A 16,802-nucleotide genomic window follows, 5' to 3' on the forward strand; every position below is an offset into this window, starting at 1 on the left:
CCTCCAGGGGAGGGTGACAGTGGGGCTCACCTCCGAACTGCGCACTGGGGAAGTGCAAACGTGCGCCGGGCTGCTTGATGAGAGCGTGGCTGCCGCGCAAGATACCGCCGCTGGTCGACGTCAGAGCGGGCAAACCTCCAGCATGCCAACGGCCACGGGCGCGGCGACAAGGCTCACGCGCCTATTCGCCACTTCCCATTCGCTCGTCGCGAATCCCTCACCGCCGGCCGCTGCTGGCCGGTGCGGCGGGTGCCGGCTGCGAGGCCTGGGCGTTGCTCGGGCTGGAGGTCGAGCTGCTGGCGCCGAACAGGACGCGGGTGGGGTTGCGGTCGAAATTGTTCACCGCGCGGCTGATGTCGGACAAGGTCCGCCGGCCGTCGGCCATCAGCGCGCCGGAGCGCTTGTCGAAGTCTTCGGCGAGCTCGCGGATCGACTTCACGGTCAGGAACAGCTCGCCGCCGTCCTTGCCGCCGGCCAGCGTGTTGAGCCCAAGCATCAACGTATCCGCTTTGCCCATGATGCCGTCGACCCGGCTCATGACGCCATCGATGCGCTCGGAGTTGCGGGCGAGCGACTGGGTGAAGACCTCGAGATTCTTGATCGAGCTCTTCACGGCCTCCTGGTTGTCGGCCACCACCTTGTTGATGTTCTGCAAGGTCGCGCGGATCGCCTCGGTGACGTCCTGCAGCCGGGTCGGGTCGGCGCGCAGCAGCGGCACACCATCCTCGTCGAGCGGCGGCGGCGGCGCGGCCTCCTCGCCACCCTTCAGCGAGATCGCGGCGACGCCGGTGAGGCCCTGGAATTCCAGGCCGACCAGGGTGTCCTTGCGGATCGGCGCGTTGTTCTCGACCATCGCCAGCGCCACCACGCGGCGCGGATTGTCGAGCTTGACCGAGATGACCTCGCCGACCCGGATACCGTTGAAGTTGACGCTGCCGCCGTTGCGCAGACCCGCGGCCGGCCCCTCGAACACCACCCGCAACGGGCTGCGCTGCTTGGTGGTGTGCAGGCTCTGGAACCACAGGACGAACCCGACCGCCGCGGCAAGCACGGCCAGCGTGAACGATCCGATCAGGACGTAATTCGCCCGCGTTTCCATTACCAACTCCGGTACCGGCACTTTGCGGCCGATAATCCGGCCGCTTCGGTGCGCTCTCGGTTGGCGCCGGACTGCGGCACCCACCCCATCAACTTTGTCGCAGGAGTCCCCACTCCCGCTCACAAAAATCCGTCCCCCGGGGCGCTTGATGCTACCCCATCACGGCGCGGGCACGTTTGCCGTGGAAATACTGCCGGAGCCAGGGATGCTCCGAAGCCTGCATGTCGGCCATCGATCCCGCGGCAATGATCTTGCCGTTGCCGAGCACGGCGATGCGGTCGCAGGCCGTGTACAGGCTGTCGAGATCATGAGTTACCATGAAAACCGTCAGCCCCAAAGTCCGCTGCAAGGTGCGCACCAGCTCATCGAAATCGCCGGCGCCGATCGGGTCCAGCCCGGAGGTCGGCTCATCGAGAAACACCAGCTCCGGATCGAGCGCGAGCGCGCGCGCCAATGCGACGCGCTTGATCATGCCGCCGGAGAGCTCGCTCGGGAAACGATCCGCAACATCCGGCCGCAATCCGACCATCACCAGCTTGGCGACCATGATCTCGTCGAGCAGCCGCTGCGAGACCTTCAGATACTCCCGCACCGGAAACTGAATGTTCTGCCGCACCGTCAGCGAGGAGAACAAAGCGCCCTGCTGGAACAGCACACCCCAGCGCCGTTCGACGGCGCGGCGGCCGGCGCGGTCGGCGGCGTCGAGATCGACGCCGAAGACCTCGATGTTGCCCGACAGCTTCGGCACGAGACCGATGATGGTGCGCGTCAGCACCGACTTGCCGGCACCGGACGGACCGACGAAGCCGAGGATCTCGCCGCGCTTGACGTCGAGATCGAGGCCGTCGAGCACGCGCGTCTTGCCGAACTGCACGGTGACGTCGCGCACGCGGATGATCGGATCGGACACGGCCTGGATCATCTCAGCTCACATCCCGACCGCAGCAAAGAAGATCGCGAACACGCCGTCCATCACGATCACGAAGAAGATGCCCTTCACGACCGACGACGTGGTGTGGCGCCCAAGCGACTCCGCGCTGCCCTCCACCGCAAGGCCCTCGACGCAGGCGACGATGCCGATGACGGCCGCCATGACGGGCGCCTTGAGCAGGCCGACGGTGAAATGATCGATCGAGATCGCATCGCGCAGCCGCAACAGGAAGGCCTCGGGATCGACGCCGCCATAAAACCATGCCACCAGCCCGCCGCCATACAGCGCCGCGATGTCGCCGAGGAAGGACAGGATCGGCAGCGCGATCACCAGCGCCAGCATGCGCGGCAGGATCAGCACCTCGATCGGGTCGAAGCCCATGGTCCTGAGCGCGTCGATCTCCTCGCGCATCTTCATCGAGCCGAGCTCGGCCGTGTAGGCGCTGCCCGATCGGCCGGCGATCATGATCGCGACCAGCAGCACGCCGATCTCGCGCAGCACCAGCACGCCGAGCATGTCGACGACGAAGATGTCGGCGCCGAACCTGCGGAAATGAAAGATGCCCTGCTGGGCGATGATGCAGCCGATCAGGAAGGTGATCAGCACGATGATCGGCACCGCGCGCCAGCACACCTGCTCGAGATGATGGATGGTCGAGGTCAGGCGGAAGCTGCGCGGATGGATGAGCACACGGCCGCTGGCGACGATCACGGCACCGAGCATGTCGATCAGCGCGGCCACCGTGCCGACGATGCCGGCGACGCTGCGGCCGATCTGCCCGAGCATGCCGGTGATGGTCACGTTGATCGCATCGTCACCGGGGGCGAGGCTGACGCGGCGGACTTCATCGACCAGGCTCGCATAGTTGGCCGACAGGCCGTCGATCCGCGCCTCCACGGTTCCCGTCGTGAAGCTGCGGCGCAGCCGCTCGATCAGCCAGGCGCCAAAAGTGTCGAGCTTCGAGACCTGCGACACGTCGATCGACACGTTGCCGGCTTTTCCGGCGAGCTTCTCGGCATCGGCGACCAGGCGTTCGAGCGCCGGCGCGAAGGGCGCGGTCCAGGCGCCGGTCGCACGCAGCGCCAGCGCATTGCCGTCAGCGCTGCGTTGCAGATCAGGGCTGCCGTTCACGACGACCAACCTCGGAGCTTCTGGTCCGCGCCCCTTGACGAGAAAAATCCCACCGCGTCGCCACCACCTTGCCGGAGACCCCTATCAACAGCCATAGTCGCTTCCGTCGCGCAAGTCCCATGCGCCGCAATCCGGTTCACAAAGCGTTAGACTTTCAAATGACTTCCAGCGGTTTTCCAATACTGGACGCCCATATCGGCCACTGGCCGATCTCAGGCAGCTTCACGATCAGCCGCGGTGCCAAGACCGAAGCCGTGACGGTGATCGCGGAGCTCAGATATGGCGACATCGTTGGTCGCGGCGAATGCGTGCCCTACCCGCGCTACGGCGAGTCGCCCGACGGGGCGCTGGCCGCCCTGCTCGCGATGCGCGATGCGATCGCCACGGGCCTCGATCGCGACGCGCTGCAGACGGCGATGCCGCCGGGGGCTGCTCGCAATGCGCTGGATTGCGCGCTGCTCGATCTCGCGGCCAAGCGCAGCGGCCGGCGGATCTGGGACCTGCTCGGCCGCCGCGCGCCGGAGCCCTGCGTGACCGCCTACACGATCTCGCTCGCCGCACCGGATGTCATGGCCAGTGCCGCAGCCAAGGCGGCGCACCGGCCCCTGCTCAAGATCAAGCTCGGTGGCGACGGGGATCCGGCGCGCATCGCGGCGGTGCGTGCGGCCGCGCCGCAGTCGCAACTCATCGTCGATGCCAATGAATCCTGGACCGAGGTCAATCTCGAAGCCAATCTCGCCGCCTGTGCGGAGGCCGGGGTCACCCTCGTCGAGCAGCCGCTCCCCGCCGGAAAGGACGACGCGCTTGCCAGGATGGCGCGTCCGCTCGCGGTGTGCGCCGACGAGAGCGTGCACGACCGCAGTTCGCTCGATGGCTTGCGCGGACGCTACGATGCCGTGAACATCAAGCTCGACAAGACCGGCGGCTTGACCGAGGCGCTGGCGATGGCCGATGCTGCCCGCGCGCTCGGGTTCGACATCATGGTCGGCTGCATGGTCGGGACATCGCTGTCCATGGCGCCGGCAATGCTGTTGACGCCGCTCGCCCGCTATGTCGACCTCGACGGGCCGCTGCTGCTCGCCGAGGACTGCGCGCACGGGCTGTATTACGAGGACAGCTTGGTCTATCCGCCCGATCAGGCCTTGTGGGGCTGAGCCGACAGACGCGCGCGGCCGAGCCACATCAGCGCGCCGCCGAGCCCGGCCATGGCGGCCATCGCGTAGTAGACCCCAGGTCCATAGGCCGCATAGAGCGGCCCCGACAGGATCGACGCGGCCGAGCCGACCACGCCGCTGGCAGCGGAATAATAGCCCTGCCCGCGCGCCGTCAGATGCGCCGGCACCTCGCGCACCAGCAGCCCCATGGTGCCGACAAGCGTCAGCCCGAACGTGAAGCCGTGGCTGATCTGCACGGCCGCGAGCCCCACCGCGTGCGGCTCCTGGGCCGTCAGCACCCAGCGCAACACCGCCGCGACGGCCCCGATCACGACCAGAATGGCCGGCGAGAGCGTGAACCGCGGCGACAGCGCGAATAAGATGATCTCGGCGAGCACCCCCATGGTCCATAGCCAGGCAATGGTGAGCCCGCTGAGCCCCTGCGCCTTCCACTCGATGGCTGAGAACGTGTAGTAGGCGGCGTGGCTGCCCTGGATCAGCGCCGAGGCGGCGATGATGCACAGGAAGCGCGGACTGCCGAGCAGGCTGCGGCCATCCTGAGCCGGACCCGTGCTGCGCGGCAATGGCGGCAGCGGCTGCAGCAGCAGGCCGCTTGCGGCCCCGCAGAGCGCCAGCGCGACGATGATCCAGATCAGCTGTGGCGCTGGAACGACGTCGGCCAGGCCGCCGCACAGCAGCGTGCCGACGATGAAGGCGGCCGATCCCCAAAGCCGCAGTCTGCCGTAGTTCAGGCCATAGCTCATCACCCCGCGTAGCGCATAGGCGTCCGTCAGCGGCACGACCGGCGTCCACAGACTGCAGAGTCCGACATAGACGAGAAGCACGAGCCACGGCTGATGCTGAAGACCGAGAACGGTAAAGCCGGACGCGGTTGCGAACGTCGTCAGCCGCAACGCCCCCCGCAAGGCCTGGCGACGTTCCGCGAGCGAGGTGATCAGCGGCAAGACGGTGAAACGCGTGACGGCCGGAACCGCGATGATGATGCCGATCCATGCGGCATCAACTCCGATGGCCCGTAGCCACACGGGAAAGAACGGCAGATGCGTCCCGGACAGCGCGAAGACGGCGCCATAGAACAGCCCCAACCTCCCCGCGAATCGACGCGACAATACCGGCGATGTGGTGGAGATTTGTCGGGACAGTGGCATCAATTCAATTGCGATTCGATCAATATCATGGTGATCGTTATGCCAACGCGCAGCAATTTGCGCGATGGGTTTGCCATGGTCGATGAAGTGTTCGCCCTTTCGCCGATTTCCGCCCGCGCGGCTCAGCCGAACGAGGCCGATTACGAGGCGATCCGCGACGCCTTCATGGAGACCGCGCGAGGCCGCTGGTTCCTGGGCGAGTATGCCAAGCGCAACCGCAATGCCGACACCAGCATGGTGCTCGACGCCGTGGCGCGTATCGAGCATGCGCTGGCCTCGCAGCGCCAGCAGCAGCAGGAGCTCGATCAGGCCGACAGCCGGGCGCTACCCGAAGCGCTGGCCGTGATCCGCGCGGCGGTCGAGGATGCTGCGGTCGCTGCGGCATCTGCGGTCGACGGCCTGGCCCTCGAGCAGAACCTCGCGCCGGTGCGCAAGGGCACCCGGATCATCAAGGAGATTTCCTGGCGCTGGCGCGAGATCGGCGCCGACTCCCGGATCTGCGACCTGATAGACTCGCAGGTGGTCTCGATCGAGGCCGCGTGTGACCAGCTCGCGAGCGCAGACCCCAAGGCCGCGCTGCTCGCAGCGTTCGAGATCATCAAGAGCCGGCTGAAGCAGCTGGACGAGGGGCAAGCACCGACGTCCTCTGTGGGCGACCATGCGACAGAGGCTGCGGCCCCCACGAGTGTCGCACCGATGACGGAGGCGCCGCCGGCACAAGATCTGGATCCTGAAGGAGAGCCGCAGCCGGCACCCGAGCCGGACCTCCAGCCAGCGTTTGCGTCGAATAGCCCGCTGGTCGCTGCCGTGGCCGCGATCGAGGCGATCGAGACATCCTCCGGGTCGGCCAGCGTCATCGTTGCAGAGCTGACGGTGGCCAACGAGACGACGGCGGCCGAGATCTCTGCCGACGCCATGCCAGTGAACCCCAGCACGCCGCTCGAGATGGTGGCCGAGCCGTCCGTTGCGGAGGCCCTGGTCGAGATCGAGCAGCAGACCCTCGTCGAAGCCGAGAATGCGGCAGCCGCGGCGGCGCAGGACGAGGCGATCCTGGAGCTGGTCGCGGCGGAGATGGGCGCGCCCGATCCGATCGAGGACGAGGAGTTCAGCCGCGCGCGCACCCTCGGGTTCGATATCGAGGAGCCGACCTCGGTCGACGACGACATCGTTGCCAGCTTCAGCGAGCCCGCGCCGTCCGAACCTGAGCTCGCACTGACCACGGCCGAAGTCCCTGTCGCCAAGGCCCCTCCGGCTCCGGTCGCTCCGCCCGTGGCCATGGCTCCGCCGATGGCACCGCCTCCGGCTCCCAGCGAGCCCGATCCGGTACCGCTCCCGGAGTCGATTGCCGTCGAGACCCTGGCGGCCGTGGCCGCGGCAATGGCCGTGGCTCCCCAGCCCCCGCAAGCGCTGCCGCCTGCCGAGCTCATGCCGAGCCCGCCGGCCGCGACGGCGACCGTCGCGGCGCCGAGCACGACCGCCTTCGCCATGCCGAAGCCCGCCTACGAGCCATCGCTCGGATCGACGCTGCTGTCGAACGGCCTTCTGCAGCGCCCGCAGGTGCCGGCGAACGATCCGCTGGCGCCGATCCGGCGCATGACGCAGCCTGAGAAGATCGCGTTCTTCTCGTAAGCTCGAAAGTCGTCGGTCAGCAGCGTTCGCTGATCTCGTGGCGACGCCGGCTTCGCTGCCGTGTCGAGGTGATGCGGGTCACGTACGCCCGCCCATGATCCCCCTAACCTGCTCCTCAAGTCATCCGCCTTGCGCATGCTCGAGGAGAACGCCGTGCCCGTTCCGAAATTCCGCGCTCCCAGGTTTCGTTGGAGATCCCTGCTGTCGTTCGCCCTGTTGGGCTTCTTGGCCTGCGCGAGCCTCGGCTCGGCTTTCGCGGCCAACAGCGAACTCGACAGCCTGCAGACGCCGCCCCGCGCTCTGGCGCCACCCCCTTCGACGTCAGCCGACACGCAAGCCGCGCCGGCGCAGCAAGGGCCCGAGCCGCGCGTTGCGCTCGTGATCGGCAACGGGAGCTATCAGAACGCACCTCCCCTCGAGAATCCGGACAACGATGCGCATGCCGTGTCCAAGCTGCTGAATTCGGCCGGCTTCGAAGTGATCACGGCCACCGACCTGACGCAGAACGAGATGCTCAAGGTGGTCCAGGACTTCTCCAGCCGCGTCGCAGCCCACGGACCGAACGCCGTCGCGATGGTGTACTACGCCGGCCATGGCGTTCAGCTCGCCGGCGAGAACTACCTGATCCCGATCGATGCCCGCATCTCTGCGCCGTCGGATCTGACGACGAGCACCGTCAGGCTGGTCGATCTGATGGCCACGCTCGAAGCCGTGCCGAGCCGCATGCGCATCGTGGTGCTCGATGCCTGCCGCAACAATCCTTTCCCTTCCATCAATGACGCCGGCCGCGGCCTCGCCATCGTCGACGCGCCGAACGGCTCGATCGTCGGCTATTCGACCTCGCCGGGCGAGGAGGCCCTCGACGGCCGCGGCGAGCACAGCCCGTACACGCAGGCCTTCCTGAACCTGGCACGACAGCCGAACCTGCCGATCGAGCAGTTGTTCAAGCGCGTCCGCCTGCAGGTGAACCAGAGCACGGACGGACGGCAGACACCGTGGGAGAGCTCGTCGCTGACCAGCGACTTCACCTTCTTCGGCGATACGCTGGTCGCGGCCGCGCGCCCCGCCGACAAGGCGCCCGTGGTGCAGATGGCCGCCGACCTGCCCAGCCGGTCGGTGCGGCAGGCCTATGACTACGTGCTGTCTGAGAACCGTCCGCAATATTATCGCGAGTTCGTCGCGATGTATCCGCGCGATCCGCTCGCCGACCGCATCCGCGCCCTGCTCGCCGGCCTGGTGCAGGCCGCAGCCTGGCACGAGGCGGTCCTGGCGAACTCGCCTTCGGCCTATCAGAGCTTCAGCCAGACCTATGCGGACAGTCCGTATGCACCGGTCGCGCTGCGGCTGCAGGTCCAGCCGCGCCCGATTCCGCTGCTGCAGCCGAGCCGGCTGCTGGTGCCGCCGCACATGACGCCGCGTCCCCTCAACGGCGGCTATCAGATGCAGGCGCGCCCCGGCCCGCTGCCGCGACTGCCGAACGGCAATCCGATCACCAATCTGCCGCCGCGCCAGACGCTGCCGCCGACAGTCGTCACCAACGGCAAGCCCATCACCAATCCCGCGCCCGGCAAGGTCGTCGACCCGCGGCCGGTCGGTCCGAGCAAGGTGGGCGACAAGAGCCCGCCGCCATCGATGCCGCCTGCTGTGACGAAGATCCAGCGCGATCCGCTGAAGCGCACGCCCGGCCGCCCGTTCGAGACTCGCGAGGTCAAACGCCCCTTCCCCGGCAATTCCGGACCGTTCAAGCCGGGGTTCAATGCGTCGCGTCCTGTGGTGGCACGAGGTCCCGGAGCGACGCGCGGGCCCAGCACACCACACCTCGCGCAGAGCGGATCACGTCCGGGCGGAGGCGGATTTGCGCGGAGTGGCCTCGGCTTCCGCTGAGGCCTAGCACAATCCTCAGGCGATGAGCCGGGCGTAGAGATCGGCGTCGACATTGCCGCCGGACAGAACGATCACGACCGTCTTGCCCGCGACGTCCAGCCGGCCGGCCATCAAGGCCGCAAGCCCGACCGACCCGCCGGGCTCGACGACGAGCTTCAGCTCGCGGAAGGCGAAGCCGACCGCGCGCCCGACTTCCTCATCGGAGGCCTCGACCGCGGCCGACAGCAGCTTGCTGTTGATGGCGAACGTGATCTCTCCAGGGATCGCCGCCATCAGCGCATCACAGATCGTGCGCCCCTTCGCATCATGGGCCTCGCGATGGCCGGCTCTGAGCGAGCGCGCGTGATCGTCGAAGCCCTTGGGCTCGGCGACGATCATCTGCGTCTGCGGAAAGCGCGCCTTCACTGCCGTCGACACGCCGGCCAGCAGGCCGCCTCCCGAGGCAGGGACGACGACGACATCGGGCGACAGGCCGAGCGCCGAAAGATCCTCGGCGATCTCGCGGCCGACGGTGCCCTGCCCGGCGATCACATAGGGATCGTCATAAGGCGGCACCACCGTCGAGCCGCGCTTGCCGGCGATGTCGCGCGCGATCGCCTCGCGGTCCTCGCGGTCACGGTCGTAGAGCACGACGTCGGCGCCGAAGGCCTTGGTACGCTCGCGCTTGGCGAGCGGCGCATCCGACGGCATCACGATCGTTGCGTGCATGCCCAAGAGCGTCGCGGCATGGGCGACGCCCTGCGCATGATTGCCCGAGGAGAACGCCACGACGCCTTTTCCGCGGTCCGCTTCGGGGATCGATGCGAGCTTGTTATAGGCGCCGCGGAACTTGAAGGAGCCGGTCCGCTGCAGCACCTCCGGCTTGACGAACACATTCGCCTTGAACCGATCGCTGAGCACGGGAGCGGGCAGCAGCGGGGTTCGCACCGCCACCGGCGAGAGGACCCGAGCCGCCGCGTCGATGTCGGCGGCGGTCACGGGCAGGATCGGAGCATGAGCTGTCATGCCCTTATTTTACCGCGCCCGATTGGCGCGAAGCAAGGGAGCCAGCGTCGCCTGCTCTCAGGCGGCACGGGCGGCCAGCTGCGGAACCGGGGCCGGCTGCCGCTGCGGGTCGGTCCAGGTCAGGATCTCGAACCGGCCGTCCTCATGCTCGACCAGCGCCGTGCAGCTCTCGACCCAGTCGCCGCAATTCATATAGCGGATGCCGTCCTGGTCGCGGATGACGGCGCAATGGATGTGGCCGCAGATCACGCCGTCGGCGCCATGCCGCCGCGCCTCGGCCGCCAGCGCCGTCTCGAACGCGCCGATGTAGTTCACCGCGTTCTTGACCTTCTGCTTGGCCCATTGCGACAGCGACCAATAGGGCACGCCGAGCATGCGGCGGAAGAAGTTGACCAGACGGTTCATCTGGATCGCGAAGTCATAGGCCTTGTCGCCGAGATGGGCGAGCCAGCGGGCGTTCTGGACGACGAGATCGAAGATGTCGCCGTGAATGATGAGATAGCGCTTCCCGTCCGTCCCGGTGTGGACGATGTTCTCGACGACGTCGATGCCGCCGAAATGCGTGCCGTAATAGCCACGTAGGAACTCGTCGTGATTGCCGGGGATGTAGACCACCTTGGCGCCCTTGCGCGCCTTGCGCAGCATCTTCTGCACGAGGTCGTTGTGCGACTGCGGCCAGTGCCAGCTCGATTTCAGCGCCCAGCCGTCGATGATGTCGCCGACCAGATAGATCGTATCGGCATCATGATGGCGCAGGAAATCGACGAGGAGATTGGCCTGCGAGCCGCGGGCTCCGAGGTGTACGTCGGAGATGAACAACGTCCGAAAGCGCTTCGTCGGGCTTTCTTCACCGGCAGTCTCGAGTCCCATGCGCGCCCACCTAACAGTCCCTGATGACACGGCGATGACGAACGTCACACCGGCAGAACCCATCCTGCCGGACCGCGACGGACACCGCGCCTATGACGACTCGCGATGTCCTCGTCACGATCCCGCGATACCAGCGGGGTGCGACAATCAGGCGACAGGCGGGCGGCGCATCAAGGGAATTCGGCTGCCTCCTATCTGGGCACGGTGACGACGCGCAAATTGTTGGTGGTGCCGGCCTGCGCGAACGGAATGCCGGCGACGACCACCAGCAGATCGCCCTTGTCGGCGAACTCCTCCTGGACGGCGAAGAAGGTCGCGCGCTCGACCATCTCCTCGTAGCTCTGCACGTCCTGCGACAGCACGCTATGCGCGCCCCACAACAGGCACATCCGCCGCGAGGTGTCCTCGTTCGGCGTGATCGCGAGAATCGGCAGGCTCGGCCGCTTGCGGGCGACGCGCGAGGCCGAGGTGCCGCTCGACGTATAGGCCACGATCGCCTTGGCATGGATGGCGGAGGCGAGATCGGCCGCAGCGGTCGCCACCGCATGCGGCGGCGTCTGCTCCTCGTCGGGCTGCGTCGCCTGGATGATCGAGGCGTACATCTTGTGCTTCTCGGTCGACTTGATGATGCTGTCCATCATCGCCACCGCCTCGCGCGGATATTGCCCGCTGGCCGATTCCGCCGACAGCATCACCGCGTCGGCGCCGTCATAGATCGCGGTCGCGACGTCGGAGACTTCGGCGCGCGTCGGCGTCGGCGTCGCCACCATCGAGTCCAGCATCTGCGTCGCCACGATCACCGGCTTCACCGCGAGCCGACAGGCGCGCACCAGCTCCTTCTGCTTGCCCGGCACGTCCTCGTTGGGAATCTCGACACCGAGATCGCCGCGCGCGACCATGATCGCATCCGACAGCTGGATGATGTCGTCGATCCGATCCAGCGCCGCCGGCTTCTCGATCTTGGACATGATGCCGGCGCGGCCGTTGATCAGGCTTCTCGCCTCCAGCACGTCGGACGGTTTCTGCACGAAAGACAGCGCCACCCAATCGACGCCGAGATCAAGACCGAAGGCAAGATCGGAGCGATCCTTCGCCGTCAGTGGCGACAGCTCCAGGATCGTGCCCGGCAGATTGACGCCTTTGTGATTCGAGATCGCTCCGCTGACGATCACCTTGGCCTCGAGCCAGTCGTTGCCGAGACCGGTGACGCGCACGCGCACGCGTCCGTCATCGATCAGAAGGTCGTGACCCGGGGCGACCGCCGCAAAGATCTCCGGATGCGGCAACGGAATCGACGATTTGTCGCCTTCAGTGCCATTCAGCACGAAGCGGATGGTCTCGCCGGCTTCGACCTGAATCTTCTTGTCGCGCAAGGTGCCGACGCGGATCTTCGGTCCCTGCAGATCCATCAGGATGCCGATCGGCCGCTGCACGTCCTTCTCCAGCGCGCGGATCGCGGCGTGGACCTTGGCGTGATCGGCCTGCGTGCCGTGGCTGAAATTGAGGCGAAACGTATCGACACCGGCGAGGAACAACGCTTTCAGCATCTCCGGAGAATTGCTCGCGGGGCCGACAGTCGCGACGATCTTGGCTCGACGGTGACGACGCATGGTGAGTCCTTTCTCCTTAAGCCCCTGTGTCGCGTCTTTATGACGTGCATGTGATTGGCATGCGCGGACGCAGCGGAAGCGCTGTATACGCCCCGCAGCGTTCATTGCAAGCGCAACCCCCAACACGCCGAGATTGTACGGGAGAAGGGCACGCGTCAGACATTGGAGCCGTGGATCGCATCGATCACTGCGTCGGTCACCTCCTTGGTCGTCGCCTTGCCGCCGACATCCGGCGTGAGAATGCCGGCCGCACACACCTTCTCCACCGCCGACATCAGCCTGACGGCAGCGTCCTTCTCGCCGAGATGCTCGAGCATCTGCACAGCCGTCCAGAACGTCGCCACGGGATTGGCGATGCCCTTGCCGGTGATGTCGAAGGCCGAGCCGTGGATCGGCTCGAACATCGACGGAAAGCGACGCTCGGGATCGATGTTGCCGGTCGGCGCCACGCCGAGGCTGCCGGCGAGCGCGCCGGCCAGATCGGACAGGATGTCGGCGTGCAGATTGGTCGCCACGATCGTGTCGAGACTCCTCGGCTGAAGAGTCATGCGCACGGTCATGGCATCGACCAGCATCTTGTCCCAGGTCACGTCGGGGAATTCGCGCGCGACCTCAGCAGCGATCTCGTCCCACATCACCATGCCGTGGCGCTGCGCGTTCGACTTGGTGACGACAGTCAGGAACTTGCGCGGGCGCGACTGCGCGAGCTTGAAGGCGTAGCGCATGATGCGGGTGACACCGACGCGGGTGAAGACCGCAACCTCGGTGCCGACCTCCTCAGGAAGGCCGCGATGCGCACGGCCGCCCATCCCGGCATATTCGCCCTCGGAGTTCTCGCGCACGATCACCCAATCGAGATCGCCGACGCCGACATTGCGTAGCGGCGAGGCCACGCCCGGCAGGATCTTGGTCGGGCGCACATTGGCGTACTGATCGAACCCCTGGCAGATCGGCAGCCGCAGGCCCCACAGCGTGATGTGGTCGGGAACGTCGGGCGCGCCGACCGCGCCGAAGTAGATCGCATCGAACCTCTTCAGCTCGGCGAGGCCATCGGCCGGCATCATCACGCCGTGCTTCTTGTAGTAGTCCGAGCCCCAGTCGAAGGTCTTGACGTTGAAGCTGACGTCGCCTGCCCGCTTGGCCAGCGCCTCGAGCACGCGAACGCCGGCGGAGATGACCTCGGGACCGATGCCGTCGGCGGGGATGGCGGCGATGGAATGGGTGCGCATTGCTTGTCTTCGACCTCTGTCCGGGCGTTTCACCCGGACAGCTTTGACACGGCATCCTGCGTACGACAAGACGGACCGATTACGCGCCTACCCCAGCGGCGACTCCGCGATGTCGAGCAGGGCGCCGAGGCCGTGGCGCAGCCCGCGCATCGGCTGCTGCTCGGAGGACAGGCCGAGCGCCAGCATCGAGCGGCCGGTGACCTCGTAGACATGGCCGAACGGCAGCGATTGCACCTGCGCATCCGGCTGATTGGTGTCGATCAGCGCCAGCCAATTGTGCCCCTCGGGCACGGAGGGCAGAGTGAAGTTCACTACGTCGTGATGCGCATTGTAGATCAGCAGCAAGGTCGCATCCGAGCCGCGGCGCCTGACGCCGGTCTCCTGGGCGCGGCCGTCGAGCAGCATGCCGAAGCAGCGCGCATGGCCGTCGGTCCACTGCTCCGTCGCCATCTCCTCGCCCGAGGGCGCGAGCCAGGTCACGTCCTTGACGTCGAGCTCCTCGTTGAGAGATCCGACCAGGAAGCGCGAGCGGTACAGGATCGGAAACGCCTTGCGCATCGCGATCAGCTTGCGCGTGAACTCGCGCAGCTGCCGTCCCTGCGAGGTGATGCCCATCCAGTCGAGCCAGCTGATCTCGTTGTCCTGGGCATAGGCGTTGTTGTTGCCGTGCTGGGTATGCCCGAACTCGTCGCCGGCGAGCAGCATCGGCGTGCCGTGCGACAGCAGCATCGTCGCCAGCATGTTGCGCTTCTGCCGTTCGCGCAGAACCGTGATCTCGGGATCGTCGGTGGGTCCCTCGGCGCCGCAATTCCACGAATGGTTGTTGCTGTGGCCGTCGCGATTGTCCTCGCCGTTGGCCTCGTTGTGCTTGTCGTTGTAGGAGACGAGGTCGTTGAGGTTGAAGCCGTCGTGCGCGGTGATGAAATTGACGCTGGCCCAGGGGCGGCGGCCGCGCTTGTTGAACAGATCGCCGGAGCCGGAGATGCGCTTGGCGAAATCGGCGATGGTGCCGCCATCGCCCTTCCAGAACGCGCGGGTGGTGTCGCGGAACTTGTCGTTCCACTCCGCCCAGCCCGGCGGAAACTGGCCGACCTGATAGCCGCCCGGACCGATGTCCCAGGGCTCGGCGATCAGCTTGACGCCGGACAGCACCGGGTCCTGCCGGCAGGCATCGAGGAAGCCGCCGCCCTCGTCGAAGCCGTAGGGCTCGCGCGCGAGAATGGTGGCGAGGTCGAAGCGAAAGCCGTCGACGCGCATCTCGGTCGCCCAGTAGCGCAGCGAGTCCGCGACGAGTTGCAGGACACGCTGATGCGACAGGTTCACCGTGTTGCCGGTGCCGGTGTCGTTGATGTAGTAGCGCTTCTGGTCAGGCAGCAGCCGGTAGTAGCTGGCGTTGTCGATGCCCTTGAACGACAGGGTCGGGCCGAGCTCGTTGCCTTCGGCGGTGTGGTTGTAGACCACGTCGAGGATGACCTCGATGCCGTTGGCATGGAACTGGTTGACCATGGTCTTGAATTCGGTCGCGAACGGCGTCTTGAGATAGCGCGGCTCGGGCGCGAAGAAGCCGATGGAATTGTAGCCCCAATAGTTGCGCAGTCCCTTCTCGACCAGATAGCTGTCGTCGATGAAGGCATGGATCGGCAGCAGTTCGGCCGATGTGATGCCGAGCGAGCGCAGATAGGCCGGAATGTCGTGATGCGCGAGGCCGGCGAAGGTGCCGCGGTCGGCCTCCGGCACCAGCGGATGCAGCTTGGTGAAACCCTTGACGTGCATCTCGTAGAAGATGGTCCGCTCCCACGGGATCTCCGGCTTGCGCGAGGTCCCCCAGGTGAAGGCGGGATCGATCACCCGGCACTTCAGCATCAAGGGCGCGCTGTCACGATCGTCGAAGGAAAGATCCTTGTCGGCGTGGTCGAGCTGATAGCCGAACAACTCCGGGCCCCAGCGCAATTGCCCGACCAGCTGCTTGGCATAGGGATCGATGACGAGCTTGTTCGGATTGAAGCGGTGACCAGCGTCGGGCTCGTAGGGTCCATGAACGCGATAGCCGTAGACCGTGCCGGGACGCGCGGTCGGCAGATAGCCGTGCCAGACCTCGTCGGTGTATTCCGGCAGCTCGATGCGCTCGAGCTCCGTCTCACCGGTCTCGTCGAACAGGCACAACTCCACCTTGGTCGCGTGCGCGGAAAAGATCGCAAAATTGACGCCGAGGCCGTCCCAGGTCGCGCCGAGCGGAAACGGCCGGCCTTCGCTGATCTTGGCCTTGCGCAGATTGAATGCCGCCTGCGTCAGGGCGTCGGCCCTGTCGGTGAGTTGATCCATGAATGCCCCCTGCCCGCTGGCGTCGCCTAGTGGGTCTCTGATGTCACGACGGCCTCTGCGACCACGGTTTCAGTTGCCGCGACGGAGGCAATGACCTCTGCCGGCGGCATATCCGCCGGGACCGCCATCTTGCTTGTCCGCTGCAGCTGAACCTCTTTGGAGATCGCGGCGATGGAATTGCCGATGCGGCCGACGATCTCGGTCAGCTCAGCCTGGGTGACGCGCAGCCGGCGCGTGACGATGCGGACCTGGACCCGGTCGGTCAGGTCGAGCTTGTTGCGGATCGGCTGGATTTTGGGACGGCGCATTGGGTTCCTCCTGCATACGAGCTAACCGCCGCTCTGGAGTTTGGTTCCCGTGGGGGAGCCCGACCGCACGCACATGCGGATGCGCGCTCGTTCTCGCGGCGGCATCCGCCCGAGTCATGTCGGCGACGTCGCCCTCCGATCAGGCAGAGGGCGCAGGGAATGCCGGGCGCTGGCCGCACCCATGGCCCGCCTGCAGAAAAAAAGCAGGCGGTAGTCACCACAGGTTCAGCCGAGACATCCCGGCATTCCCCGCGCGGTGGTTTTCACGCTTATGTCGCGATCTCCCCGGTGTCCGGCGTGTTAGCCACCGTCACGATCCGGATCATCATCCCCGGACCGCTTGGCGCCAGCTTCGGGGCGCCAGGACCACGCGATTTTACGTCCGCATGCCTGCCGTTCGTCCGCGGGCCCAAGTCCCGCTGCAGCCCGCAAGCAGCCACCGCATCCCGCACCCAACGTCC

At 66.6% G+C, this 16,802-nt stretch carries 13 protein-coding genes; 3 read left to right on the forward strand and 10 right to left on the reverse strand.

The features are described from left to right. Positions 1-217 precede the first annotated feature (217 nt). From BRAO375_RS07545 to BRAO375_RS07555, 3 genes are all read right to left on the reverse strand, one after another. Positions 218-1,099, reverse strand: a complete 882-nt coding sequence (locus BRAO375_RS07545) for an MlaD family protein (RefSeq protein WP_009026873.1) — start codon at positions 1,097-1,099, stop codon at positions 218-220. A 151-nt stretch (positions 1,100-1,250) separates the two neighbouring features. Then, on the reverse strand, positions 1,251-2,021 hold the full coding sequence (locus BRAO375_RS07550; RefSeq protein ID WP_008962303.1) for an ABC transporter ATP-binding protein: 771 nt from the start codon (positions 2,019-2,021) through the stop codon (positions 1,251-1,253). Between the two features lie 6 nt (positions 2,022-2,027). Then, positions 2,028-3,161, reverse strand: a complete 1,134-nt coding sequence (locus BRAO375_RS07555) for an ABC transporter permease (protein ID WP_009026874.1) — start codon at positions 3,159-3,161, stop codon at positions 2,028-2,030. 158 nt (positions 3,162-3,319) lie between these two features. Here BRAO375_RS07555 and dgcA point away from each other — a divergent pair, with 158 nt between their 5' ends. Continuing rightward, positions 3,320-4,315: an N-acetyl-D-Glu racemase DgcA gene (gene dgcA / locus BRAO375_RS07560; RefSeq protein ID WP_009026875.1), complete on the forward strand. Its 996-nt coding sequence runs from the start codon at positions 3,320-3,322 to the stop codon at positions 4,313-4,315. Here dgcA and BRAO375_RS07565 read toward each other — a convergent pair. Then, the gene (locus BRAO375_RS07565) at positions 4,297-5,484 is read right to left on the reverse strand and encodes an MFS transporter (RefSeq protein ID WP_009026876.1); all 1,188 of its coding nucleotides are present in this window, start codon (positions 5,482-5,484) and stop codon (positions 4,297-4,299) included. The genes dgcA and BRAO375_RS07565 overlap by 19 nt on opposite strands. 75 nt (positions 5,485-5,559) lie before the next feature. Here BRAO375_RS07565 and BRAO375_RS07570 point away from each other — a divergent pair, with 75 nt between their 5' ends. Together BRAO375_RS07570 and BRAO375_RS07575 are read left to right on the forward strand one after the other, a co-directional pair. Continuing rightward, positions 5,560-7,113: a hypothetical protein gene (locus tag BRAO375_RS07570; protein WP_009026877.1), complete on the forward strand. Its 1,554-nt coding sequence runs from the start codon at positions 5,560-5,562 to the stop codon at positions 7,111-7,113. 153 nt (positions 7,114-7,266) lie between these two features. Beyond that, positions 7,267-8,997 carry a caspase family protein gene (locus BRAO375_RS07575; RefSeq protein WP_009026878.1) on the forward strand — a complete coding sequence of 577 codons (1,731 nt, stop codon included), beginning with the start codon at positions 7,267-7,269 and terminating at the stop codon, positions 8,995-8,997. Positions 8,998-9,012: 15 nt separating this feature from the next. On the opposite strand, the gene BRAO375_RS07580 is transcribed toward BRAO375_RS07575, so the two are convergent. The 6 genes from BRAO375_RS07580 to BRAO375_RS07605 all read right to left on the reverse strand — a co-directional run bounded on the left by BRAO375_RS07580 (position 9,013) and on the right by BRAO375_RS07605 (position 16,341). Continuing rightward, complete coding sequence (locus tag BRAO375_RS07580) at positions 9,013-10,002, reverse strand: threonine ammonia-lyase (RefSeq protein ID WP_009026879.1); 990 nt, start codon at positions 10,000-10,002, stop codon at positions 9,013-9,015. A gap of 57 nt (positions 10,003-10,059) precedes the next feature. Then, a complete protein-coding gene (locus BRAO375_RS07585) occupies positions 10,060-10,872 on the reverse strand; it encodes a UDP-2,3-diacylglucosamine diphosphatase (protein ID WP_035639469.1) in 813 nt (270 codons plus the stop codon). Positions 10,873-11,063: 191 nt separating this feature from the next. Then, positions 11,064-12,482: a pyruvate kinase gene (pyk, locus tag BRAO375_RS07590; RefSeq protein WP_009026881.1), complete on the reverse strand. Its 1,419-nt coding sequence runs from the start codon at positions 12,480-12,482 to the stop codon at positions 11,064-11,066. Positions 12,483-12,637: 155 nt separating this feature from the next. After that, positions 12,638-13,711: a tartrate dehydrogenase gene (locus BRAO375_RS07595; RefSeq protein ID WP_009026882.1), complete on the reverse strand. Its 1,074-nt coding sequence runs from the start codon at positions 13,709-13,711 to the stop codon at positions 12,638-12,640. An 87-nt stretch (positions 13,712-13,798) separates the two neighbouring features. Beyond that, a complete protein-coding gene (glgX, locus tag BRAO375_RS07600) occupies positions 13,799-16,033 on the reverse strand; it encodes a glycogen debranching protein GlgX (protein ID WP_009026883.1) in 2,235 nt (744 codons plus the stop codon). 26 nt (positions 16,034-16,059) lie between these two features. Then, positions 16,060-16,341 (reverse strand): DUF3606 domain-containing protein, encoded by a 282-nt coding sequence (locus BRAO375_RS07605; RefSeq protein WP_009026884.1) that lies wholly within the window; start codon positions 16,339-16,341, stop codon positions 16,060-16,062. Between the last annotated feature and the right edge of the window lie 461 nt (positions 16,342-16,802).

The organism is Bradyrhizobium sp. ORS 375 (assembly GCF_000239775.1).
Lineage (GTDB): Bacteria > Pseudomonadota > Alphaproteobacteria > Rhizobiales > Xanthobacteraceae > Bradyrhizobium.